This is a genomic window from Brevibacillus borstelensis (genome assembly GCF_037834415.1).
Lineage (GTDB): Bacteria > Bacillota > Bacilli > Brevibacillales > Brevibacillaceae > Brevibacillus > Brevibacillus borstelensis_A.
In genome coordinates, this window is the sequence record NZ_JAUMSJ010000005.1 from 15,681 (window position 1) to 40,586 (window position 24,906).

The following is a 24,906-nucleotide window of genomic DNA, read 5'->3' on the forward strand; positions in this document are numbered from 1 at the left end:
TCTGTTGCCGGCCAGTTGTCAAACGTTATGGTTCCTACTTACTCATAGAGATGACATGCAACAAGCCTGCCCTCTACCTCGCGAGGACGCGGTGCCTTCGTTTTGCAAATGTCCATGCAAGCATGACAGCGCGGATGGAACTTGCAACCAGTCGGTGGATTGGACGGCGATGGAAGGTCCCCCTTCAAAATGATCCGCTCACGGCGATCATCGGGATCCTGTACCGGCACGGCCGACAAAAGCGCTTGCGAATACGGGTGCAGCGCCCGCTGGAACAACGCTTCCTTCGTTGCCAGCTCAACGATCTCACCGAGATACATAACGGCGACCCTGTCTGCAATGTGCTCGACTACACCGAGATCGTGCGAGATGAACACATAGGTGAGCGCGAACTGTTCCTGCAAATCCTGCATCAGATTGAGGATCTGCGACTGAATGGAAACATCGAGCGCCGAAACCGGTTCATCGGCGATGATCAGCTTTGGGCGCAGCATCAGTGCGCGCGCGATGCCAATGCGCTGCCGCTGGCCGCCGGAAAACTCATGTGGATAGCGGAGCAGATAGCGTTTGCTGAGGCCCACGATCTCTATGGTCTCCTCGATCAAGCGTTCCCGCTCTTCATGTGGTACCCGATGGGCAATCAGCGGCTCCATGAGGATTTGCTTGATCGTCAGTTTCGGATTCAGCGTATCGAACGGGTTTTGGAAAACCATCTGCATGTTCCGTCTGGCCGCCTTCATTTCCTTTTTGCCAAAGCGATGCAGCGGTTCACCCTGAAATACGATTTCTCCGCCTGAAGGCTCCACTAGCCTGAGAATGCAGCGGCCAAGGGTCGATTTGCCACAGCCGGATTCGCCTACGATCCCCAGCGTTTCTCCCTCGTGGATAGTCAGATCAATGCCGTTGACTGCATGCACATAGCTCGCCTCTTTGAACAGGCCTTTTTTCACAGGAAAGCGTTTTTGCAGTCCTTTTATTTCCAAAAGTACCGGATTCATAGGATCACCGCCGATGGTTCTGCCTTCTCCTCATACAGCCAGCAGCGGCAGGAGGCTTCTTGATCCAGCTCAAGCAGCGGGGGACGCTGTGTCGAACAGATCGGCATCGCCTTGTCACAGCGCGGGGCAAAGCGGCAGCCCACCGGATATTCATCGGGGGACGGCACGCTCCCCGCGATGCTGTTGAGCCGCCTTGCACCTTTTGACTTGTGAGGCGTGGAATTGATCAGGCCGATTGTATAAGGATGCTTGGGAGTGCGGAGCAAGGTGCGGACATCAGCCTGCTCGATCACCTGTCCGGCATACATCACCATCACCCTGTCGCATGTTTCGGCCACAACGCCCAGATCGTGCGTGATCATGATCATCGCCATCCCCAGCTCCTTGCGAATTTTTGTGATCAGATCGAGAATTTGCGCCTGAATCGTCACATCCAGCGCTGTCGTCGGCTCGTCTGCGATCAAGAGTGCCGGGTTGCACGAGATCGCCATGGCGATCATCACCCGCTGGCGCATTCCGCCGGACAGTCGATGGGGATACTCGGCAAAAATTTCACTCGCGCGTGGTATTCCGACGAGTGTGAGAAGCTCAATCACCCGCTCCCGGGCTTGTTGCTTGCTATATCCCTCATGCTTCTCCAACACTTCGCTCATCTGCTTTCCGATTGTGAGCACCGGGTTTAGGGAGGTCATCGGCTCTTGAAAGATCATCGCCATCTCCTTGCCCCGGATACGTTGCATTTCCTTTTGCGTAAGGGCGAGTAGGTCACGACCGTTTAGCCGGACGCTTCCCTGCCGGATTTTGCCATTTGCCCCCAAAAGCTGCATGATGGAGAGCGAGGCTACGCTTTTGCCGCAGCCCGATTCGCCGACGATTCCCAGCGCCTCCCCTTTTTTCACATGAAGGCTCAGCTCGTCGACGACCGTGAAAGCCGCACCTTTTTTGGTAAACTGTGTTGTCAGCCCTGTGACATCCAGCACATTTGTCATCAGAAGCTCCCTCCTTTCATTCACGCCGTCTACTTCCCTTGTGATTTGGGATCAAATATGTCGCGCAGGGCATCGCCCAAAATATTAACCGTAAACACGATGATCGTAATCGCGAGCCCCGGGAAGGTCGCCAGCCACCATGCGTCCGACAGGTAATCCTTGCCTTCGTTGAGCATGGTGCCCCACTCCGGCGTAGGCGGCTGGGCACCCAACCCGATGAAGCCCAGGGCGGAAGTCTCCAAAATGGCGCCACCGACGAACAAAGTGGTGTAGACGATCAGAACGTTGAAAATATTTGGAATCACCTGGTTTGTAATAATCCACCAGTTGGAGCTGCCGATCGATCTGCTGGCCTCGACATAGCCGGACGACTTGATCGTCAGGGCTGCACCCCTGATCAGAATCGCAAAAGCGGGAATCGAGGCGATGCCGATCGCAATCATTGCATTCGTCTGGCTCGGCCCAAGCACCGCCACGATCGCGAGCGCCAGGATGATGCCCGGCAAGGCGAGCAGCACCTCCATGATCCGCATCAAAATGTTGTCGACAATTCCGCCCAAGTACGCGCTGACGACGCCGATCAAGGTCCCCAGCACAAACGTGATGCCGACTGCCATGACCGCTACCATCAAGGTCACCCGCGTGCCATACAGCATGCGGGAGAGTAAATCCCTGCCGATCGCATCCGTTCCGAGCAGATGGTCTTTGGACGGTCCCTCCAAAAAGGCATCGTAATAGGTTTCTGTTGGATCGTATGGGGCGATCCACGGCCCGATGATGCCCAGAATGACGATCGCAAGCAGAACCATCAGACTATATCGGGCCGTTCGCTTTTGCCATAGCTTCCGGAGCAGTTGAAAGCGCGGCGCTTGCCACTCCTGTTGCTGCAAGGCTTGAAGTTGTGCATTACGGCTGAGCCCGCTCACTCTACATGCCCCCTTTCGATGTACTGTAGTCGATGCGCGGATCCAAAACGGCATACAGCAGATCGACACAGATGTTGACAATCACATAGATCGCGCCCATGAACAGGACAATCCCCTGAATCATCGGAAAGTCCCTTGAGCTGATCGCCTCGATCGCAAGTGTGCCGATTCCCGGCCAGTTAAAAACCTGCTCCACGATGACTGCGCCGCCGAGCAATGCGGCGATCTGCAAGCCAACCACGGCGACCACTGGGATCATCACATTGCGAAAGGCGTGGCGGAACAGCACGATCCCCTCGCTCATCCCCTTGGCCCGCGCCGTACGGATATAATCGTTGGACAGCACCTCGACCATGCCGGATCTCGTCAGGCGGCTGATCGTCGTCGACAACAGCACCCCAAGGGTAAGGGCTGGCATGACAAGATCGATAAAGCCTGTGCCGCCCGCGACTGGAAACCACCCCAGCTTAACTGCGAACACCATAATCACAAGGAGGCCCAGCCAAAAGCTCGGCAGAGACATACCCAGCGTAGCCATGCTCATGATGGCATAATCAATGAACGTATCTTTGTATTTTGCCGCCAAAATGCCCATGATGACCCCCGATACGATCGCGACGACAATGCCGGATACCGCCATTTTCAACGTCGCCGGAAAACGCTGGGCGATTTCCATGCTGACAGGTCGGCTCGTTTTCAGCGATGTACCCAGGTCGCCTTTTAATACGCCAGTCGCATAATTGACATATTGAACCACGAGAGGCTTGTTTAGCCCCATCTGCTCCCGCAATTGCTCGACCCGCTCTTTCGTCGCCTTTTCACCCAGCATAATCCGCACCGGATCGCCGGGAATCAAGTGAATCAATGCGAACGAGAAGAGGGAAACCCCGACCAGAACGATGAGTCCGGACATCAATCGCTTCAAGAGGTATTGCTTCATTGTTGGCTCACCCAGCTATCGTTTAGTTGCAAACGGTCGATACTGTATTTCACGCCTTTTACTCGCTTGTTCACAACCGTAAATTGTTTGTCCACGTAGATTGGTACGAGATACGCCTGATCGATCATCCGCTTTTGTGCTTCTGCGTAAATCTTTTTGCGCTCTTCCGGATCAATGATGGTGCGTCCGGATACAACCAGTTGGTCAAGTGTCTCATCTTTGATGGATGCAAAATTGAAGCTGCCGATCTGGCTGGAGTGGAAAAACAGGTACAAAATGTCCGGATCAAAGTAAGAATAACCGCCTACTGCCAGATCGAAATCGCCTTTCAGCTCTGCTTCCATCATCGCGCCCTGCTCCATCGTGTTGATCTTCACCTTGATGCCGAGCTCACCCAGCATCGCCTGCACGAGCTGCGATTCCTTTGATCGGGCTTCCACCGACAGCATCATGAACTGCATCTCTTTGCCGTTCTTTTCCCTCACTCCCGATGCGTTCGGCAAATAGCCTGCCGCATCGAGCAGCTTTTTCGCTTCGTCCATGTTGTACTTGTAGCCATAGGATTCGACGGCTTTGTCATAACCCATAATGGTTGGCGGCAGCGGACCATAAGCGGGCACGCCTTCTCCCTGAAGCGCCGACTGGATGATCGCGTCCTTGTTGATCGCCATGTTGAGCGCCCTGCGAACTTGCAGGTCATGCAGCATTTCATTATTCTGATTCATGTGCAAATACATGCCCATGCCGGACTTCATCTGTTCCAGCACTTCGAAATTTTCCTTGTCTTTATACTTTTTCGCATCCTTGGCGGGTACGAGCGTCGCTACATCGATGGAACCGCTATCAAGCGCAGCCATCATCGTCTGTCGGTTTTTGATGAACTTGGCAACCAGCTTGTCCGGGTAGACCGCCCCTTTGTTCGTATAGAATGGTTCTGGCCATTTGAACTGATCGTTGCGCGTAAACGTGATCGATTCGCCCGGCTGCCAGCTCTCGAACTTCCACGGGCCGAGCCCAACCGGATTGCGGCCGTAATTTGCGCCGCCCTTTTCAATTGCCTGCATGGACAAAGGCTGCAGCCAACCATTAACCGTCAAGTTGCCCAAAAGCGGCGCGAACGGCTCTTTCAATTCCAGAATCAGCGTATTGTCATTCGGCGCCTTCACTTCTTTGATGGTATCGACCAAAGCGAGCGTGCCCTTTGCTTCAGTTTTCGGATCTAGAATGCGGTCGAGCGTCGCCTTGTAGGCGCCTGCCGTAAACGGCGTCCCATCCTGAAACGTAATCCCGGAACGAATGGTAAACGTCCATGTTTTGCCATCTTTGGAAATGTTGTAGCTCTCCGCCAAATACGGCTTAACCTCATGGGAAACCGGGTCCGTATAAAGAAGCGCGCCACCCATGAACTGGGCAATCTCATCCACTACACTTGCCCCTGTTGACTTGTGCAAATCAAGTGTATCCGGCTCCCGGTCGAATGCCACGGTGATGGTGCCACCCGTGACTGGCTGGCCGCTTGCCTGATTTTCGGCGGAATCCCCCTTGTTTTGCTGAGGCGCATCACCGCCGCTTGAACATGCACTCACCATCAGCGTGGTAGCCAAAGCGAGTGAGCCCGCTTTGAGAAATCGCGTTCGATGATTTTTTTTCAATCCAAAGCCCTCCTTCTTTATCCGTAAAACATGGCAGCATTTGTACGAACCCAAGCCAGAAGCGGTTCTCTCTTTTTTTGTGAAAGAAACTCCTCCTGAACATGAAAGCCCTTACAGTTACATTGAATAAAAATTGCGAAGAACTAAATACTTCATAATTTTAAAACGAAGAATCATTCGCTTCGATTTCTTTATACCATAAACACATCAGTAAAGGAATACTCTTTCCCGAATTTTCTGAATGTCCGAAAAACAACGAAAAGATGTCCTCTGTTCGCGATGCTCCGACAGGAAACGTTTTGGTCGCTGCTGAATTTTGGAAGACCGACAATCGAAAGAAGACAATCCCGCATCCTCAACAATACCCGATACTCCCCGTTTGATGGCATCGATATGAACCGCCTCTTTCCCGGGAGTACAGAGGGCAGCCCGACACTGCAACTGGCCCGTGCGCTCTGGGAGGAGACCCGGGATGACGAGTATCTGATTGATTTGCATATCTGTGGTGTAGGTGGCTCGACATACACACTTGAAGCTCCACAAGGAATATCCCGACCTGCGCGAGCTTGCCAATGCGCTCGCGCTGCCGATCGTCATTCGGACAAAAGGCTGCCATGGCGGCTTTTTTCATGTACAAAAGAAACCTCGCCGCCTCAAGCTTCTGGCGGCATCTATTGATTTTTCCAACCTTCTATCTCAGCCGCATGTCCCGAAAACACAAAAAAACCTTGATTTCTCAAGGTTTAATTGTCTCTTAGGATTACTCCTGGTTGGCTGCCAGAACATAGCCATCCACAGGGGAAATATAGTAGGCCGTCCCATCACAGTTGATTTCGTAAAATTGACCGTAGACAGATGAGCTTTCCAGCGTTTTCGTCCCGACGAACGTGACGGTCGACACCGGTCTGCCGTAATTGGGGTAGCTTTTCATATAAATGGTCGCTTCCTCAGGCGTCAGTTGAAAACCGAGCTCAGGGATATCCTCGGATTTTTTTCCTCCACTATCCATCGATCGCCGTTTTTTACAGTGTGCTGATCTCATAATAACCGCTGCTCAATTCGTTGGCGAACAACATGGTCTTGACCGACAATCCGCTGGGGGGTTGCTCGAGAATCGTGGTTCTGGCATCATATGCGCCCTTTTCATAATGAAAGAGAAGTGACTCCGTAAATCCATTACCCGCTGTATAATACTCCTGCAAATTCTCCTGATCGATAAAGGAATCAGTCATTAAACGGATTCACTGAAACATCAAGTTTGTGTCATTTATTCGCGACACAAACTTTATCCTTTAGCAAGTATCTCTTTTCCAACTAGAAAATCACCTAATCGCATATGCTTTTGAATCAGTTGTATTGAAATTTCAATTGGGTAATTTGCTTTCTCGTTTTGATCAACTCTCAAAACTTGTAGCAATTTATCATGGAATTCTTCTAAGCTAGGCACTTTACCTTCTTGCAAATATTCCCCTGCGGTTTTGATGAGAAAAAATCCAATTTCATGTCTCTCTAGTCCACTTAAATCTTTCTTCAAAACAATGTAATTAATATCAAAAAGCAGTTCTGAAGATATACTTTGGTCACCAACAATTTTCATCAAAAGATTTTCTAAAAGTTCAATCTTAGAACCCATGTTGAAAACTGCTTCATCCAAGCGTTTTATTTGATTATTTAATTTATGTAGCACTTCTTCTGTGTTTTCAATTTCCATGTTTACCGCCTCCAATATATATTTGCTTAAACTTGGCTGAAAAATTCGATTATCTTATTGCTTTAGAACCTGCTTTTGCCATGAACTCCCCAAACGGTTCTTTCATAGCCTCATATACAACCTTTTCCAGTTTATCATATCTAGACATCTAGACGGTTCTTTCCTTGCTTTTTTGTCTAACCGCTGAAAGATAATTGTGCAAATGCCTAATGGACCGTTCTCTATGGGTACATATACTGTATGGTACCCCTTTTGTTACCTTACGTTCACAATGAAGGAGAGGTCGACCGTGGCAACCGGACAATTAACCAGGGCTAGTCTACCTTACCCATCGCAATGGGAGATTAGCGCGAGTATCAGTGGTAGACCGACATCTTTAGGAACACTGCTGATTCATGATGTAACCAATAACATTGTCAGTGGATCAGTCAATTTTCGTGGTTCCGTTATACCCATTCAAGGAAATTGGGAGGAGAGCACCAGGCAAATCACGTTTGAATCGCCTTATGCATTTTTCAGTGGCAACTTGACGTATTTTGATGAGCCCCAAATTAACATGCGGCATTATATGTTAAGAGGAAATGTTAGGATGAAACCAGGCTCTATACGAGCAGGTGAGTCTGGAACCTGGATGGCTACAACGCATATGCGTTTGAACTAACACGCTGGCATCCAATAAAGTAGACGTTGAACAATCCCCCTAGGGTTAGTCGATTAACCTAATAGGGGGATTTGCTATGGCGAAGGCTTGCTTTATTCGGTTCCATGGTGCCCTCTCCCTAGACGGCAAATATTTTCATGCGCAGAACAAAAATGAATGCTGCTCCCCTACCTTTTGTTATGGTTTCCCTCTCTTTTCCATCCCATGAGAAGAATATCTTTTTTCTCATCCGCTGAACCTATATTTCATCTGGGAGTATTCCATACATTTTCACATGGAGATAAAAGATGATGAAAACCTTCATTCACACATGGTCACTTGTAGATAAGCTCTATTTTTGTTTAACTCGTCTAGAGTATGTAAATCAATCCGAGAAAAATATTTTTCGCGTAAAACCTCTATACTTTCGAGGCGATACCCTTTCACTGTCAGACGGATTCGCATTTCACCATAATGATCTGCTACTCAAGATCCACTTGCATAACTGCCAGCTTTTAAAGGAAATGATGACGATACAAAATGACGTAAAGCGGGCACTGTATGTGTACGATCGGGTAGAAAAATCTCTTCCTGGTTTGGCTCAATACGTCGCCAGCCACCCGAAAGAAAAGCAAATCAAGGGAATCCTTGGGGTTACCCTTTTAACGAGAGGAGTAAGAAAGCTTGGATTTGAGGTTAGAGAAATACGCAATCCATTTTACCTCCACCTAAAACAAGCCTATTTAAAACCAATGTTTCTTTTATGTCATCCGAATTGGAGAAACATGGCAAAAGATAAAGACATGGTTCCAAAATTCTTGGTCATGTCGAAAGAAAAATTGTTGGAGCATTATTTGCCAAGTGATGATAAAGTGATTACTTGAATTAACTTTCAAAGTGTAATTCCTTGCCATCACCGGTATCAACTGTCAACGAATAGTCAATATCTCTCACAGCAGCCTAAAAAATGTTCTTCAATTTTGTATATCTTATAGTTCTAGCTGCCGTTGCAGCCAGTACTCATCTTTATGATCAAGCGAAGGAAAACAGGATATATATCCATACATTTCCCCAATTTTCCAGACCTATTCTTTTCATTCTGCCCTTTGCCGAATGGAAGGATCCAATCTACAAAGATGAAAAAAGTCCCTTTTCATTAAAAAAGAGACTTTTTTCTATGATGATAAGAGACAACTATATTTCCTCTCTCGCATAACGCCATAAAAGCGATCCGGAAAGGTAATTGTTGCAGATCCATCAAGGGAATTTTGAAGTGGAAATAGCGATTCGGTGAAAAGCACATTCCCTTAATGGCTGAAAGAAGTTTTCATCAGCTAACGTTCTTGATTTTCAGTCGCATTATTTAAAGTTTCAGTTGTTGCCTCAACAGTGGCTTTCGTAGCATCACCGGCAGTTTCTACAGCACTCTGTACGGCATCCGTTGCATTTTCAATGCCTCTTTTAACCATATCAGAGGTTTCCCCTACAACTGATTGATCTTGATTTTCAGGCATGTTTGTTACCTCCCTAATGAGATTGTTTGTTTTTGTCACAGGGGTATGTTTGCCATTTGAAAGACAAATGATTCGCTGCACGGCCACTTTTTTTAGAAATGAAGCTCATTCCATCTTTTGCTGTAGATGAAAGGCAAACCAAACGAGCCCTAATCGTTTAGAGAACGGGAAGATGGGAGAAAATAAATGATAAAAACGCAAAGAGGGAAATGCTATGATCTGGTTTATCGTTAATCGGGTTGCAGGTAATGGAAAGGGATGTAGGGTATGGAAGCATGTAGAGCGCATTCTTTTGGAAAAACAAATTCATTACAATGTCGTATTTACGGAACATCCAAGACATGCCACCCAGATTGCAAGGGAACTGGCGAAGCAAGAAGAAACGAGTGTTGTGATCGCCATTGGCGGAGACGGCACCCTTCACGAAGTAGCCAATGGATTAGCAGGTTCAGAAATCCCGCTGGGCTCTATTCCGGCTGGATCAGGGAACGATTTTGCTAGAGGATTGCGAATCCCCAAACAAAGTAGACAAGCGCTGGAGAAAGTGTTGTCTGGCCAAAAACGAAAAATTGACATCGTCCGTATTCACGATGAAGTGTTCATTAATGCCGCGGGAGTTGGCTTTGACGGTCAGGTAGCAAAAGTGACCAACAACGCGAAGTATAAAAAATGGTTAAACAATTTGGGGCTGGGTCATTTATGTTACGTCCTCAGTTTTTTTAAGGTGCTGGTTCGCTATCAACCTGCGGAAGTACAACTGGTCGTCGATGAGCAAAGCCATATCTTTTCCAACGTGTGGTTAGTTGCCGTCGCCAATATTCCGTTCTATGGCGGAGGCATGATGATCTGCCCATACGCTCAATCCGACGACGGCCTGCTTGACGTCTGCATCGTTCACGGTATTTCCCGTTGGAAGCTGGTTACCTTATTGCCTCGTGTCTTCCGTGGAACGCATATTTACGACCCGGCTGTTACCACCTTAACTGGACGATGGATGAAGATTGTATCGTCGAAGCCATTGACCGCTCATGGAGACGGCGAGGTTCTGGGTCAAACTCCACTTGAACTGACCATCAAACAAGAGGGTCTTTACATTGTTTAATCTAGCGAGGGAGTACCATGATGAACAAGAAGGTCCTCATTCTCTCGGAAGCGTTCGGGAATGGTCATACAGCAGCTGCACAAGCATTGGCACAGGGTCTTGCTCGATTGGCACCTACTGTGCGAACACAGATTGTCGAAGCAGGGCGGGAATTACACCCGACAACAACGGCTCTCCTGTTTCAATTTTACGTCCAACTCATCAAGGCATTCCCTTCAGCCTGGCGAAAACTGTATTTGAATAAACATAGCCAGCCCGTTTCCAAGTTGCTGCAATTTTTTATTTACCACCTGTTTCACCGTAATGTGAACAATCTGCTTGATCGGGAAAAACCAAACCTGGTGATCTGTACCCACCCCTTTACCGGCTCATCCATGGCCAGATTAAAAAGGTTGGGGTATCCAATAAGCTTGTGTACAGTGATTACCGATTTTCACGCTCATGGAGTATATGCTCATCCGGAGGTAGACCTCTACTTGGTTTCAAGCGAGGCTGTTCAGCATGAATTAGTCAATCTGGGGGTGGACCGCAGCAGGATTCGGATCACCGGCATCCCAACAAAATCGATTTTTTGGTCAAAACACGACAAACAGGAAGTCCGGCGGAATTTACTACTAAAGGACATGCCTACCGTGATGCTCATGGGCGGGGGATTTGGATTGGGCGGTATTGAGCGGCTTGCCCACGCACTTGCAAAATGGAAAGAATCATTACAGTTGGTCATATGTGCTGGACACAATGAGTCGCTGAAACAAACGTTATCCAAGCACACAAACTTTCGCCACCCTCATATTCGTGTTTTAGGATTTGTCGACATTATTGACAAATGGATGGATGCAACCGATTTACTGATTACCAAGCCAGGTGGTTTAACGTGTTTCGAAGCATTGTGTAAAGGCATTCCGATACTGTTATACCAACCGATTCCTGGGCATGAAGAGAAAAATTGCGATTATCTGATAAAAAATAATCTAGCTGAACGAATTGAGAGTGAAGACGAGGCGGACGAATGGGTACATAAATTGCTTTTTCATCCGCAGGAAATTCAATTGTTTCAGGATAGAATCGGACAGTATGTCCAACGAATCGATCCGTTAGCCAGTATCGAATCGATTATGAAAATACTGCAGTTGTAAATCCACTGATTTACCCACTCTCTCCGACCTTTCAGTTGCGTTCATACATGGGATGATGGGTACATATCTAAAAGCCGAACATTGTTGGGAGGGCCAATGAATACGCAGTGCTATAAGAGCGGGTATTATGCAGGTACACACGGAGATAATCTGTACTATCAAGAGTGGCTTCCAAAAGAACCCCTCGCACTGATGATATTGCTTCATGGAGCCGGAGAACATTCAGGTTTTTATACCGATATCGGCGAGGAATGTCTGCATCGTCAGATCGGTCTCGTTGCACCAGACATGCGAGGGTTTGGTAAATCCGATGGAACTCGTGGTCATATTAATCATTTTCGAGAATACCTGGATGATTTGGCAACGTTGAACAGCCGATTGCTGAAACAGTTTCCCGCCGTGCCGCTTTTCTTGCTCGGTCACAGTTTTGGCGGTTTGATCGCGATACGTTATGTACAAGAATACCCTCTTCTGGTAAAGGGAGTGATTTTGTCTTCGCCGGCACTTGGAATCCGTATTCCCCTCCCCTACCCTTTGAAAAAATTAGCCAAGCTACTTTCCTGGGTAACCCCGACCCTGACAGTCGATCCGTTTAAATGGAACTGGTTAAAAACAATCTTGTTGTCCAATCCCTCTGACGATAAACGCGACCCTTTGTTTACAACCCAATATACTCCGCGCTGGTTCAACGAATTTCTGCACAATGGCGCCCATGCCATATCGGAAGCTGCAAAATGCGCTTCACCAACCTTGTGCCTTTGCGGTCAAAATGACCCCTTGACTCATCTGGGAATGGTTGAGAATTTCTTTCAATCGATTGCTAACAACGACAAAACGTACATTGTCTTTCCAGAGGGGCGTCACAGACCTTTGTACGAATCATGTAGGGACGAAGCTGTAAACAATATTTTTCAATGGATAGCAGCCCGCCTGTAAATCTGCAGAACATCAACCCGTGAGAACATACTCCCATGGGTTTACTTCTCACGACATCGGTACTTGTCGCATGATGCGTCCGTCGATGCGCTGAAAAATATCTTCCAGACTATGCCCTGTAATCGTTAAACCATGGTTCTTCAGCCCAATGATCGCCCTGGAAGGATCGTTTGATCGGCTGATTAGATCGGATACGGCTTTCGCCAATTCCCAGGTTCCGCATGGATAGTTACACTCCGTAGAAGGAACTCCGTCTATCCAGGCGTGAATATGCACGATCGCCTTCACGTCAGGATGCCGGGTGTAAATCATCCAATGTTCGATCGCATCGACCGACACCCGTCTTGGTTCCACGTTTGGAGGCACATTGAGCAGTATTGCATTCCGTTCTGCACTGTAATCCATTACGAGCAGGATGTCCCGTCCGATCACCCGCATATCTCCCTTATTCACTCCGCTTGCGCTCATCCAGAACTGCTGTTGGTCCTTTCGTACGCTAAGATTGCCGTAACTTAATCCCCCAACTCCGAACAGACGCTTTACGTGTCGTATATCTTGCGGCGTAAGCAGCTCTTCTAAGGGAAAGGGAGTCGGTAAAAGATTAAGTGCGTCCAGTTTTCTCCCAGACTCCCTCAGCTCTGCGGTTAGCTCATCTCCGTTCCACAGTGTTTCTGGCAAATCGTAGTGAAATTCATTGTTGATCACTAAGCGAGAAGAGATTATGGGAATCAGCCTCTTCGTCACGCTGCAAATAAAAGCCTGCTCGTTTTCCGGCTCGCACGTAACAGAATAACATCCGCGCTCCAGGGTAATGAAATAGAGATCGACCGTTTCTTCGCCATGTACAATGTATAACAAAAGGTTTGAGAGTGTTCGGATTAATATCGGGTAGCTTTCCTTCAGGATGTCCGGAGGGGCTGTATGAGTTTCCGCAATTGCCACACAAAAAGTAGCTTGCGCTTTTCTACGGTAAGGTTTCCTATCGTCTGTTTGGAGAAAATTAAAAACAACTCGAATGTTATCAACGGGTTGTTCGCAAAAAACAAATCCGTTGGAGACTAATTCCGTTTTGATTCCATTGGAAAACCATTTCAAAAAGGGACTGGATAACTCATTGATAAAAGTAAAATTCATCCCCATTCCTTCTCTCATTCATTAGTTGACGGAAAAAACGCTTACGGCTCAAAAATAACTTTCATCGCTCTGCTCTTTCGTTTTCCGGCAGCGGTGGCAATCGCTGCGCGGTATTGATCCAACGTGAACCGGTGGGTTACCAAGGAAGCGAGGTCCGCTTTTCCCGACTTCAGTAAGTCTATGGCTACGGCATAGGTGCGGTGCCGCTCTCCCTTGTATTCTTCCGTACTAACGGAAAAGCTCCCCTTTACTTCTAGTTCATTTAACCAAATCGGAGTCCAATCTACTTTCCGAGGGATACTGGCTACGCCCAGCAAATTTACTTTTCCTTTGCTTTTTGTGAAGCGTAATGCATCGTTTATACTTTGGTCTTTGCCGACGCACTCGTAAACGACGTCAGCTCCCCCTTGAATTACCGGACTTCCGAAGAGCGGCTTGAGTACTTTTGCTCCAAGAATACCAGCCAACTGTTGATCGTAGTCCACTGTGGAACGAAGAAGAACAACTTCATCTGCACCGTATCGACGTACCAATTCCGCCTGAAACGGGTGCTTGGCTAGAACAACTACACGCGCATCGATATCAAGTGAGCGAATTGCTGTCAATACGCAAATGCCAATTACTCCTGCGCCGACAATCAGTACCGTTTCGCCTTTTCGTGGTGGATCGCGCATGACACTATGCAAGGCTGTAGCAAAGGGATCGATCATAACTGCATTCACATCACTTACTTCTGCAGGCAGCTTGAGAATTTGACTATGATGAGCAACCAAGCGTGAACTCCAACCTCCCCCCGTATCCCGGCAGGAGCCAATCAGTAAACCCGGTGAGACGTCACCTGCGGTCATCCGCTCACAGAGGCTAAAATCTCCCCGCTGACAAGACACACAAGGCTCGCGAAAGCCTCGTGATTGGCATGACAGAATCGGATCGACGACAATCCGATCCCCTACGGATAAATGTGCTACATCTCTTCCTACTTCCTCGATAATACCCACTATTTCATGGCCGATCGTAAAGGGGAAAGAAGCGAAGGGTGAAGTAGAAGGGCTGTCGTGAAGAAAAATCAAGTTGAGATCACTTCCGCAAATACCGCAATACTTCACGCGGATCTTTACCCATTCTTGCGTGGGTAAAGCTGGCTCTTCTACATCCCGCCACGAAAGACATGACATCGGTCCGAAAAACGCAGATGGAAAAAAACGTCCGATCGCTTTACTAAAGAGATAATGCGGGATGTTGGCTTCGAATTGAATCGCTTTCAAAATCTCCATGTCCCTCCCTTCAGAATACAGTCTATGGTTATGGGTATTTTAAAATTGGACGAATTATGTTATCACTCGGTACAAAAATCGGTTTAACCCCTTAATAGTGGAACCAATCTCCCTTATTCTCGATTTGCCGCAATGTTTCTTTCTTTTCTTCTGACAGTGGAGAGTGCAGGATGAGAAAAGCTTTACCCTAATGGTCTTGCCACTTTACACTTTCACAACCATCCATTTTATCCGTTGCGGTGTTAAATCCTTCATGAATTCTGCTGGTGAAAGGCCATACAGACTTCCGTTGTAAAAGAGCAGATCATTCGTAACCGTTTCATAGGCATCCCGGTAATTCTCAAACTCATGCCACCCCCAGACACTCTTTCTCCAGAATGCTTTGAAATGATTCGATGTGTGCGTTCTTGTTATTTACAAGATAAGGGGTTATGACTTAAATCCAATTATGGGGCTTTAGGGAAAATACAATAATTCAAAATCAGTAATGTTTTAATTGACAATACCCTGCTGCTCAAGCAGCGCGATAGATTTATCCAGATTCAATAAAACTTGATTTCTTCATAATCAATATTGTCGATCAGCTTCTCAATCTCGCGTATCCGTAAAGCGCTCAAGCCTTTCATGAACCCGATCAAGCGCATCTGCCATGCCGGTTCCGCATCTCCCTTCTCCGAAACGATGGTGTGAAGATTCATGTCACCGCCCCGCAATTCTTGGTAAAATACGATCTTCGCCAGGATCGCAAGCTCCATGTCGCCGAAGGAGGCGTACAGAGCTTCATATTCATCTCCATACAGGCATTCGCTTTCTAACATATCCAAATAATCGTGCAGGGAGAAAAAGTTGGATTTGATGAGCCGGGCCTTCTCCTCTTTCGTTTGGCCGCGAATGATTTCCTCAAGCAAAGTTCTAAGCCGGACATCGCTCATCTTGTCTCCTGTATTCAATGAAATGACAACGGGTTTTATTTTCTCTTCAACGTCCGTAATAATGACCGAGTGAAGGTTGTTGTGTTCTGCGGCGTTGATTATGCGCCATACAAGTTCTTTGCTGCATTGATTCATGTAGTTCGCCGTTTTGTCGTCGATCTGCAAATCCCCCTTCAACAGGTGCATCGCTTTCCGTATCATTGTGCCGATCCCAGAAGCGTCCGAATGGGTGAACATCCGTTCCAACCGCTCGAATTGATAAGCTGAAATTCTTACCTGGTCTGTATCGCCTCCTGATAAAATTGAAAATAAAGAATGATTTAGGACAAGCATAAAAATGTTGAATAACTCAATACGATAATCGAATCTGCACATTCTTCCGAAGTTTTTCAGCAAATTGAGCAGATCTTCGTTTTTGAATTTGAAACAGAACTCGTTTTCGAGTTTCAGACGTTCCATATACTGCTTCATGTAGAAGACGCCCTGCAGACGCATGTCGTCGATCGCCAAGGGATAGTCAATGCTGGCCATCGTATTGTGTGCATCGAATATGATTCCGTATTTTTTCATAAAGACGGGCAGTGATTCCTCAATTGTCAGGTTGTAGGCATCGACCGGAACGTCCAATTTATGCTGTTTGATCTCCTGGTAGAGCAGTTTCGCTTCTTCGAAGGTTTGACTTACCCGTTCAAGCCCTTTTTCATACAGTTTTGCCATATCAACTGTTTTCAAATAGGCGATCGCTTTGTCGTGATGCTCGACGTTTAATAAATACGCGTCCAAGGCATACAATACCGAGGTCATGATGCCTTCCGCCGTTTCGGTGGTAACGGAAGAGCTTTCTCCTTGGGTATACCGCTTGATCAAATCCTGGAGGATAACCAGGATTTGATTCTGGATGCTGTAGATTTCCTGATTGTTGAAGATGCCTGCACGATGTCCTTCGCTCAATAGAGACAGCGTATACCGGCTTTTATTCAAAAAAGATGGATTGATGCCGCTTTCGGAAACCAGCGACTGGTTATCGCTTGCGGCATTGCGGGCGTTGTCAGTATCCACTAGTCATCATCTCCTTCGAAACCATTACGCATTGCTTCGATTCTGAAAGTAACAGCGAACTCTTCAAGTTTGCTTCTTAGCAGTTCCAAGGAACCCCCGCATTCATTGTCGAAGTGATCTTTCATGATCCCGATCAGCTTGAAATCGCCGATCCTGTCTTCGGTTTCGTTCTTTGCGTAATAGAAGATCTCGTGAAGTTCAATTAGCGTAGAAGCGTAATGATCTTGGCTGATGTAGGGGGACGCGGAAAAAACCTCAATGAGCTCCTTCGTCACTTCTATTCCCAACTCTAGCCGCCCGCAATTCTGCAGCAATTGGTTTCTTGCGGTCATCATGCAATTGATTTCTTCAGGAGCCAGCATCAGGCCGCTTGCTTTCGTCTTCTCATTCAGTTCAAGCAGTTCGAGGATAGTGCGCTGCTCTTGAGCAGCAACGCTTACGGATTTGAAGATTCGGGATAGTATCATGCGGCTTCCCCCACGGGAGTTGATTTTTGCCTAAAGCAAAAAGTTTTAAAAAAAAGATTGACTTCATTCTTCTTTTGTGATATTGTTAAATTGGATATTAATGAAATTTAACAACCGATATTGTATCAACGTTCTCTTCCATTGTCAATTCCATGGAAAGGAAAATTTTTTGTGTTCTCTTTAGCTTGAACGCCGCCCGTCCTCTGCACAATCAGGGACCGGCGGCGTTCGTTGTATTTTCGCGGGTTGCTGATGTAAATGTATGCTTGGAAATGAAAGAAGATTTGCCTACAGTATTGTATCGTTGTTATGTGTTGCGCAACAAAAAATCTGTAATCTCCTCGTTTAGTTCATGCTGGAAACTCTCGCGATTAAAACCAAGTGGATCTTGTGAGGGAGGAAATGACGCATTAGTCATGGCTTCCGGAAATGGGCTCAGAAAAGAAAAATACCCGGCATTCTCAACAATTCTGTGTTGAACCTTCTCATGGTCAGGGATCCCCATTCAAAATAATGTGTGCATGAAAATAGGGTCATTGCCAGTGGAAATTTATTGATGAGCGAACGCGTACTATCCATCCTGCAACAAGCTCAATTGCCAGTGCTTATGCCCCTGCATACGGACAAAGGAAAACCGTATTGGAGATACCGCGGGCTTAAGGTGCAAGCCTATCCTTTTATCATGCTCATACATTTACTCTCGATTCTAAGCAAGTACATGAAAGTGCAGTTATGTTGAGGAGATTTCACGAAGCAACGAAACATGCCACTTTCGTTCCGACGTCCTCTCCCCTGTTTGATGCTTCCATCTCGTCTCTCGAAAGCAACATAAATCAATTAAAAAGCTTATTCCCCACTTCTTCGCCTCATATTCACCAACTCCAGCAATTGTTTGATCTGGTAATTGGTAAATGGAAAACGGTGCAGGATGGGTTGCCGCACACGGTCATTCATAACGATTGGCATTTTTGGAATCAGCTTTTCAAGGAAAACGGTGAAATCGCTTGTATCATGGACTTTGATTATCTTCAATACGGCCCTCGCGTTCATGACGTTGCCTATGCGTTGTGGGTTATCTATATATTGTTGGCCGATCACGCCTCCAAATCGTTTGACAGAATATTTCTTAACGGTTACGGAGAACTGACAGAAGAAGAGAAGCATGCTCTTCCTGCAGCCCTCGCCAGGGTCAGCTTGTTTTTCACCTGTTCCGCCATACACTCGATTGATCCAGTAAATAAATTAATAGCTCAACTGAACCAGCATGGTCCGTTTATCCTTCGGGTTTTAGCGGAGGAGTTCAGCACCCATCTAAGGAACATTCACGGGTAACGTTTACTTATATTAGATACGGGTTGACTCGGCAATAGTTTTATAATGATCGCTCATTTTGCGCACCTGTCGGTTCCCTGACTCAACCTCACGTATTGACCATTCCTATCGTCCCGAATAACGACTCCTAGCTGGGCCAAATCTTCTCGTAAATACTTTGCGGTCTTCTTATCCTCTTCTTTCAAGGCGCGCTCCCGAACACCTAGCAGTGCATTTATACCCGAAGGAAAATCAGGGTGGCCATCCGCCCATCTTTGATATTCAGAAATGAAGGGATCTCCTTCGTGCCAAGGGTATCCATGCTTATGAAAGGCTCCCCGCACGGCATCCGATTTTATTTCAAACACTTCCCTGTACAACTCTTGACTGCTTTGTCCAAGAACTACAAGATTCTTATTGTCCATATACACGGCATAAATGTCTTTTTTCTCAATGATTTTTTCCGAATCTCCCAGCACTAACTTCAATTGATGATCCGATACCGTTGCCGTCAGGCTCTCGCTAAAGACAATTAGCGAAAGAATGAAACCAGCGATAACGCCGACGATTGAAGCGACGACTGAAACCCAAAAATGATGAAAGGAAGCGATGAATATGAACAATTTCTCAAAGGGGACAACCGGCAGCTTTAACACCCAATCTGCAATGATTGGCAGAAACCATCCAATTGCCGCTCCGAGTATGATGCAAACCACAATGATAAGTGATTTTTCAGACTTGCTCATACCTAAAACCGTTGTGTTTTTTTCCATCAGTCGACTCCTCCACCCCGACGCGTCATAAACGCTGATTCCTTCCCGTCATTTCACCATGGTCAAGATCATGTGAATGAGTTCTTCGCTATATTCCTCCAAATTTATGTGAGAAGATAACAGCGATTCTGAAATGGCTCCTTTTATGACAGTTGCAGCCACCCGAGGATGAAAATCACGGAATTCTTTTGATTCCTGTCCTTTGTGAAGTATTTCTTGCAATAGGTTAGATACGAAATCTTCTTCATGGTCTTCCAACTTGTAATAAGGGACATGATCCGGCGTCCGGGCATTAAACACAATCTCAATTAAAGCAATGTTGTTTACTTGGTTTGTAGCTTGATACGCTAAACTTGCTTCAATAAAAGCGATTAACTTTTCTGTGGGAGTCTGCTTTGATTCTACTTTTCCACGAATGTAAAACCATTCTTGTTGAGACAAATACATTAACGTATTGTTAATCAAGTCTTCTTTGCCGGAAAAATGATAAGAGATCAGCCCAGTGCTAATGTTTGCTTTCTTTGCTATTTGGGACAAACTTACATTCGCATATCCTACCTCACCAAGAGCTTCGATCGCGGCTTTCATAATTTGTTCCCTTCTCGCTTCTGCTATAAATGAATGCTTGCCATCCATACAGATCACCCCAAAAACTGATTTTCCATCCAGTTAATTCATTGAACGATCAATCAAATTATATCATGCTTTTCCCTTCTGTCAAATGTGATCGTTCATTAGACTCCATCTTACCTATCGCGCTTTCTCGCTGTGTACATGCCCGGGCAAACAAAACAGCCGGCGCCACATTCGCGCCAGCTGTTCATTATGGTCATGCGGTCCTCTTGTAATCCCTTTGTTCTCATTCCCTCATAGTCTACCTCTTGCCTGCCGGGATGTTCGGCTGTCCTTTGTCTTTAAAAATGGAAATAGCGGCAAGGATGTCTACCAGTATGGGTTCATCGGGAAAACTGTTTTCATTCGTAGTGTAGAGGGACAGTTTATATTGTGGACCGATCGTGTATTGCTGGTAGTCATGTTACACGGAATAGTCCGGCTCTTTTAGGAGAGCGACCACATGGTGATTGATGATCTGGACAATTTGTTCCGTAAAGTCATGCAGAAAAAAATGTCCGCCCTCAAAAGAATAAAAGGTGCACTCCTCGCTGGTATACTCTTTCCATTCGGCGACCTCTTTGGTCATTTGATCCCCGCTTCCGCTTAGCACAACCAGATTCTTGCCCAGCGGTGTCTTTTTCGGCGTATAGTCATAACGTTCGAGCATGGCAAAATCCGAACGGATAATCGGCAAAACGATATCGAGCAGCTCCCGGTTTTGCAGGATCTCCTCCGGTGTCCCGCCCAACTCCTTCAGTTCCAGGATCAGCTCCTCGTCTGACAACGTATGCCTGTTTTTGATCATGTCTTTGTGAGGAGGGTTTTTCCCGGAAACAAACAAGACCTCCGGAGTCGTTTCCCCTTGCGCAAGAAACGTGTAATAGAGCTCATAGGCTAAGAGTCCCCCCATGCTATGGCCGAAAAAAACAAACGGAGAGCCGTCCCGTTTGCTGGCGATCAGCGAGGAAATATCAGCTATCGCCTCATCCCAATCTTGATAGAGGCGATCCTTGAACCGTCTTCCCCTGCCGGCCAGCTCAATCGGCACATACTCGATGGATGGATGCAGAAAGGATGCCCATTTATCGTAAACGATCCCGGAACCGCCGGCATAGGGGATGCAAAACAATTGAATTTTTCCCATCATGAGACACCCTCTCCCTTACATTTTCACGGACACTTCGTATTCTTGTTCTCGTTCGTGTTCTTGACTTTTTTGCCCTTCATACAAACGGGCGTATGCGCCATGCAGGGACAGCAGTTCCTGGTGCCTGCCTTGTTCCACGACTTTCCCCCGATCCATGACGTAGATGATATCCGCTTGCTGGATGGTTGACAGACGGTGTGCGATAACCAAGGTGGTCCGGTTTTTCATCAGTACGTTCAAGGCTTGCTGCACCCAGTATTCCGATTCCGCATCCAAGGCCGAAGTTGCCTCATCCAACAGGAGGATGGGCGCATTTTTCAGGATCGCCCGGGCAATGGCGATGCGCTGCCGCTGACCGCCCGACAGCATCGCTCCGCGCTCCCCTACCCGAGTCTGATAGCCTTCGGGCAGCTCTGTGATGAAGTCGTGGGCATAGGCCGCCTTGCAAGCTTCGATTAATTCCTGCTCGGACGCGTTCCGGCACCCGTAGCGAATATTTTCTTCGATGGTTCCCGCGAACAGATAGGCGTCTTGCGGCACATAAGCGATCATCTGCCTTGTTTCCGCGAGTGTATACGCCCCAAGCGGCTTGCCCAGCAGGTGAATCCCGCCGTCCTGCGGAGGATAATATCCCAGGAGTAGTTTGAAGACTGTACTTTTCCCGCTTCCGCTCGCTCCGACCAAAGCGGCCGTTTGCCCCTGGTCGACCGTGAGCGAAATGCCGTCAAGCACCTTGGGGCCGTCCTCATAGCCAAAGACGACATGCTGCAGATTCAGCGCGCTGCCATTTGACTGTTGTTCGCCAGTGAGCGTGTCATAGCGTTCCGGCTCCGGCGGCTGCTCCAAAAACTGTTGGATGCGAAAGGCGCCCGCCAATGAGCCTTGCAGGGCTGTGATCACCTGGCCCAATTGAAGAAATGACATCGTCACCAGCAACTGCTGCTGGACAATCGCGACCAGCGACCCCATTTGGACGAATCCTTTGGCGGCCATGATGATTCCGCATACCAGCGTTCCTCCAAAACTGAGAAAGTGAATCAGAAAGTTCATACTCTCCAAAAGTGCGCTCTTGTGTCCCTGTTTGACGGCAGAGACTGTGATTTCTTCGTTCACTTCGGTATAGCGCTGCGTGACCACCTTATGTAACTGGAACATCTTTATGACGGGCAATCCGGACAACAGGTCGGTCAACCGCTCCGTCTGAACCCCCATTTGCTGCTGCATCTGATCCGCGATGGCTCTGACAGAGCGGGCGACGCGGGAATTCAGATAAAGGGTAGCCGTACTGAAGAAGACCAGAACGGATGCAAACCGCCAGTCCAATAAAAACATGCCTGCCAGTGAGCCGATAAGCGTCACGACGATGACGCTCATCGATTTGAGATGTTCAAAGTAGGCCTGTTCCATGACTTGAACATCGTTCCCGAGTCGCGACATGATTTCTCCGCTGTGCTGCCGTTCGTAGAAACCGGACGGAAGATGGACCATGCGACGGAAGATGGCGAGCCGGACGTTCTTGATGACCTCCCTGACCGTACGCCGATAGAAATAGCAAAAAGTCGGAGACAAGATGCTAAGCACAAGAAACGTCACGCTCATCAGCACAATCGCTCTCGACAGCAGTGCCGGATCTTTCGAGATGGCAAAATCGGTCAAATCCTTAAACACAAACGGCAGACAGACGAGTGTGCCGGCTTGGCCTGCCGCATCCCCGAACAAGCCCAAAAAATACGTTCGCTTCTTTCCCTGGAAAAAAGAGAAAAGCTGAAGAATTTCGCTTCCCACTGTACGGAAAAACATCATGATGCCCCCTCGACAACCAGTTCAGCGCTTTCTTCCGTGGCAAATTGCTGTTTGTACAGCTTGGTGTAGAGTCCATTTTGGGCCAGCAATTCATCATGGGTTCCGCTCTCCACAATTCGTCCCTGCTCCAGAACCAGCACCTCATCCGCCTCCTTGATCGTGGACAGCCGGTGGGCAATGACCAATACCGTCCGGTTTCGCATCACATAATCCAGCGCTTCCTGAACAAGCGCCTCGGACTGCGTATCCAGGGCGGATGTCGGTTCATCCAGCAAGAGAATCGGCGCGTCTTTCAGGATCGCTCTCGCAATCGCAATACGCTGCTTTTGTCCGCCGGAGATGCGCGAGCCGCGTTCCCCCAAAACCGTTTCATACCCGTTGGGGAGGTCCATGATGAAATCGTGGGCATTGGCCGCCTTTGCCGCCGTGATGATTTCCTCCCGCGTCGCATCCAGCCGGCCATACGAGATGTTTTCGGCGATGGTAACGGGAAACAGAGTGGTTTCCTGCGAGACGAGCGAGATATGGTTTCTCATTTCTGCCAGATTCCACTCCTGCAGCGGGTGTCCGAACACGTTTATGCGCCCGTTTTGGGGAGGAATCTGATAGAAGCCGCACAACAGCTTCATGATGGTGCTTTTTCCGCTTCCGCTGGCTCCCACCAGCGCGATAGTCTTGTTTTTTTCCAAGGTGAAGGATACGCCATTCAGTATTCTAGATTTACCGTCGTATGCAAACGTCACCTCATCAAAGACAACGGGAACGGCGTCAGGATCAATGGCAAAGGGTGGGTTGCCGTCTTGTTCGACACTTTGCACATAGATGTCGAACAGGCGTTTCGATGCGCCGGTTGTCTCTTGCACCTGGGCAAACAGCATCGGCGTCAGCGACAACGGTTGGATGATGAACGGGAGCAAGTAGCTAAAGATGACCAGGCTGCCCAGACTTAATTCCCCGGTTTGAAGCTGGTACCCGCCGTATGCGGTAAAAACCAAGATAGGGGAAGAAAACAGCAAAATACCCGGAGCAGTCATCCATGCACGCCTTTTTTCCGCTTTGATTCCGCTTCTCAAGACGTTTGTCATCGCCGTTTCATATTTGTGCAGGAGTACGTCATGGAGCTGGAATGCTTTGACCATATGGATTCCGGAGATGGTATCCTGCGCGACGGCATTGGCGGCTCCGAGATTCTCCTGCAATTCCTCGATGTTTTTCTTGAGCGGCTTGCTTATTTTTTCCATCAGCCATATGGCGGCTGGCAGGATGGCAATGCTGATCAGAATCAGCTTCCAGTTGATTACCAGCAGCACCGTCAATGCCCCGACAAATACGACGGGCAGATAAAAAAGCTGGTAAAAATGTTGGTGAAAAAAGTTTTGGATCAGCATAGCGTCGTTCGTTAAACGTGAAACGACGTCACCCGAATGGTATTTCTCCATTGTGGAAATCGGCAATTTTTCAATGTGAACGGTAATGCCGGTTTTCAGGTCCCGAATCGCATTTGAACTAAATCTCGCAGCAGAATATTTCATCAAATACTTGGAGAAAAAGCCCACGATCGTCAAACCGAAGATCAGAGAAGCGATACCGAGCAGTTTCCCGTATACGCTGAGGTTTTCCACCATGCGTTGGATCAATAGGCCCATCCAGATTTCTGTGACGGCTACCAGCAAGGCGGTCACGATGCTCAGCAGGACCCAGCGGCGATACGGCTTGATGTAGGAGATGATCCATCTGAAAATGGACTTGTTTCCGGGGGGACGCTCTTTCGTGGTTACATCCATGCGTTTCTCCTCTCCCGCGATGATTTGTTGATTCCCCCTGCATCAGGAGAACCCTGGCAGGGG

At 47.8% G+C, this 24,906-nt stretch carries 23 protein-coding genes and 1 pseudogene; 6 read left to right on the forward strand and 18 right to left on the reverse strand.

What is annotated here, in order from left to right; translation table 11 throughout:
* Window positions 1–38: 38 nt before the first annotated feature.
* From Q3F21_RS06750 to Q3F21_RS06770, 5 genes are all read right to left on the reverse strand, one after another.
* Window positions 39–998: a dipeptide ABC transporter ATP-binding protein gene (locus Q3F21_RS06750; protein ID WP_340250736.1), complete on the reverse strand. Its 960-nt coding sequence runs from the start codon at window positions 996–998 to the stop codon at window positions 39–41.
* On the reverse strand, window positions 995–1,987 hold the full coding sequence (locus Q3F21_RS06755; RefSeq protein WP_340250737.1) for an oligopeptide/dipeptide ABC transporter ATP-binding protein: 993 nt from the start codon (window positions 1,985–1,987) through the stop codon (window positions 995–997). Before Q3F21_RS06755 ends, Q3F21_RS06750 begins: the two co-directional genes overlap by 4 nt.
* Window positions 1,988–2,016: 29 nt before the next feature.
* Window positions 2,017–2,841 (reverse strand): ABC transporter permease, encoded by an 825-nt coding sequence (locus tag Q3F21_RS06760; protein WP_425341226.1) that lies wholly within the window; start codon window positions 2,839–2,841, stop codon window positions 2,017–2,019.
* Window positions 2,842–2,914: 73 nt separating this feature from the next.
* Entirely contained in the window at window positions 2,915–3,853 is a 939-nt protein-coding gene (gene nikB, locus Q3F21_RS06765; RefSeq protein ID WP_340250738.1) for a nickel ABC transporter permease, read from the reverse strand.
* Window positions 3,850–5,505 (reverse strand): ABC transporter substrate-binding protein, encoded by a 1,656-nt coding sequence (locus Q3F21_RS06770; protein WP_340250739.1) that lies wholly within the window; start codon window positions 5,503–5,505, stop codon window positions 3,850–3,852. Before Q3F21_RS06770 ends, nikB begins: the two co-directional genes overlap by 4 nt.
* A 279-nt stretch (window positions 5,506–5,784) precedes the next feature.
* Here Q3F21_RS06770 and Q3F21_RS27405 point away from each other — a divergent pair, with 279 nt between their 5' ends.
* Window positions 5,785–6,183: a hypothetical protein gene (locus Q3F21_RS27405; RefSeq protein WP_425341220.1), complete on the forward strand. Its 399-nt coding sequence runs from the start codon at window positions 5,785–5,787 to the stop codon at window positions 6,181–6,183.
* A gap of 82 nt (window positions 6,184–6,265) precedes the next feature.
* On the opposite strand, the gene Q3F21_RS06775 is transcribed toward Q3F21_RS27405, so the two are convergent.
* From Q3F21_RS06775 to Q3F21_RS06785, 3 genes are read right to left on the reverse strand one after another with little or no spacing between them, the layout of a single operon-like run.
* Window positions 6,266–6,547: a hypothetical protein gene (locus tag Q3F21_RS06775; protein ID WP_340250740.1), complete on the reverse strand. Its 282-nt coding sequence runs from the start codon at window positions 6,545–6,547 to the stop codon at window positions 6,266–6,268.
* The gene (locus tag Q3F21_RS06780; protein WP_340250741.1) at window positions 6,528–6,737 is read right to left on the reverse strand and encodes a hypothetical protein; all 210 of its coding nucleotides are present in this window, start codon (window positions 6,735–6,737) and stop codon (window positions 6,528–6,530) included. Before Q3F21_RS06780 ends, Q3F21_RS06775 begins: the two co-directional genes overlap by 20 nt.
* A 53-nt stretch (window positions 6,738–6,790) precedes the next feature.
* A complete protein-coding gene (locus Q3F21_RS06785; RefSeq protein WP_340250742.1) occupies window positions 6,791–7,216 on the reverse strand; it encodes a hypothetical protein in 426 nt (141 codons plus the stop codon).
* A 951-nt stretch (window positions 7,217–8,167) separates the two neighbouring features.
* On the opposite strand from Q3F21_RS06785, the gene Q3F21_RS06790 reads away from it, so the two are divergent.
* Entirely contained in the window at window positions 8,168–8,740 is a 573-nt protein-coding gene (locus Q3F21_RS06790) for a YkoP family protein (RefSeq protein ID WP_340250743.1), read from the forward strand.
* Window positions 8,741–9,190: 450 nt separating this feature from the next.
* Here Q3F21_RS06790 and Q3F21_RS06795 read toward each other — a convergent pair whose 3' ends face one another.
* Complete coding sequence (locus Q3F21_RS06795; RefSeq protein WP_340250744.1) at window positions 9,191–9,370, reverse strand: hypothetical protein; 180 nt, start codon at window positions 9,368–9,370, stop codon at window positions 9,191–9,193.
* 214 nt (window positions 9,371–9,584) lie between these two features.
* Here Q3F21_RS06795 and Q3F21_RS06800 point away from each other — a divergent pair, with 214 nt between their 5' ends.
* From Q3F21_RS06800 to Q3F21_RS06810, 3 genes are all read left to right on the forward strand, one after another.
* Entirely contained in the window at window positions 9,585–10,472 is an 888-nt protein-coding gene (locus tag Q3F21_RS06800) for a diacylglycerol/lipid kinase family protein (RefSeq protein WP_340250745.1), read from the forward strand.
* Between the two features lie 20 nt (window positions 10,473–10,492).
* On the forward strand, window positions 10,493–11,608 hold the full coding sequence (locus Q3F21_RS06805) for an MGDG synthase family glycosyltransferase (RefSeq protein WP_340250746.1): 1,116 nt from the start codon (window positions 10,493–10,495) through the stop codon (window positions 11,606–11,608).
* Window positions 11,609–11,704: 96 nt separating this feature from the next.
* A complete protein-coding gene (locus Q3F21_RS06810) occupies window positions 11,705–12,544 on the forward strand; it encodes an alpha/beta hydrolase (protein WP_340250747.1) in 840 nt (279 codons plus the stop codon).
* Between the two features lie 48 nt (window positions 12,545–12,592).
* Here Q3F21_RS06810 and Q3F21_RS06815 read toward each other — a convergent pair whose 3' ends face one another.
* From Q3F21_RS06815 to Q3F21_RS06830, 4 genes are all read right to left on the reverse strand, one after another.
* Entirely contained in the window at window positions 12,593–13,678 is a 1,086-nt protein-coding gene (locus Q3F21_RS06815) for a class II aldolase/adducin family protein (protein ID WP_340250748.1), read from the reverse strand.
* Window positions 13,679–13,719: 41 nt separating this feature from the next.
* A complete protein-coding gene (locus tag Q3F21_RS06820; protein ID WP_340250987.1) occupies window positions 13,720–14,943 on the reverse strand; it encodes a zinc-dependent alcohol dehydrogenase in 1,224 nt (407 codons plus the stop codon).
* 551 nt (window positions 14,944–15,494) lie between these two features.
* Window positions 15,495–16,943: a DUF6179 domain-containing protein gene (locus tag Q3F21_RS06825; protein WP_340250749.1), complete on the reverse strand. Its 1,449-nt coding sequence runs from the start codon at window positions 16,941–16,943 to the stop codon at window positions 15,495–15,497.
* Window positions 16,943–17,410 (reverse strand): DUF6323 family protein, encoded by a 468-nt coding sequence (locus Q3F21_RS06830; protein ID WP_340250750.1) that lies wholly within the window; start codon window positions 17,408–17,410, stop codon window positions 16,943–16,945. The genes Q3F21_RS06825 and Q3F21_RS06830 overlap by 1 nt, the downstream gene beginning before the upstream one ends.
* Before the next feature lie 681 nt (window positions 17,411–18,091).
* Here Q3F21_RS06830 and Q3F21_RS06835 point away from each other — a divergent pair.
* Window positions 18,092–18,742 (forward strand): annotated as a pseudogene (locus tag Q3F21_RS06835) (phosphotransferase); the annotation flags it as partial.
* A 53-nt stretch (window positions 18,743–18,795) separates the two neighbouring features.
* Here the strand turns inward: Q3F21_RS06835 and Q3F21_RS06840 are convergent.
* The 5 genes from Q3F21_RS06840 to Q3F21_RS06860 form a co-directional block, all read right to left on the reverse strand.
* Window positions 18,796–19,494 carry a YqeB family protein gene (locus Q3F21_RS06840; protein WP_340250751.1) on the reverse strand — a complete coding sequence of 233 codons (699 nt, stop codon included), beginning with the start codon at window positions 19,492–19,494 and terminating at the stop codon, window positions 18,796–18,798.
* A 48-nt stretch (window positions 19,495–19,542) separates the two neighbouring features.
* Window positions 19,543–20,130 carry a TetR family transcriptional regulator gene (locus tag Q3F21_RS06845; protein ID WP_340250752.1) on the reverse strand — a complete coding sequence of 196 codons (588 nt, stop codon included), beginning with the start codon at window positions 20,128–20,130 and terminating at the stop codon, window positions 19,543–19,545.
* Between the two features lie 400 nt (window positions 20,131–20,530).
* Window positions 20,531–21,256 (reverse strand): thioesterase II family protein, encoded by a 726-nt coding sequence (locus Q3F21_RS06850; protein ID WP_340250753.1) that lies wholly within the window; start codon window positions 21,254–21,256, stop codon window positions 20,531–20,533.
* A 15-nt stretch (window positions 21,257–21,271) separates the two neighbouring features.
* A complete protein-coding gene (locus Q3F21_RS06855; RefSeq protein WP_340250754.1) occupies window positions 21,272–23,056 on the reverse strand; it encodes an ABC transporter ATP-binding protein in 1,785 nt (594 codons plus the stop codon).
* Entirely contained in the window at window positions 23,056–24,843 is a 1,788-nt protein-coding gene (locus Q3F21_RS06860; RefSeq protein WP_340250755.1) for an ABC transporter ATP-binding protein, read from the reverse strand. The genes Q3F21_RS06855 and Q3F21_RS06860 overlap by 1 nt, the downstream gene beginning before the upstream one ends.
* Window positions 24,844–24,906 lie beyond the last annotated feature (63 nt).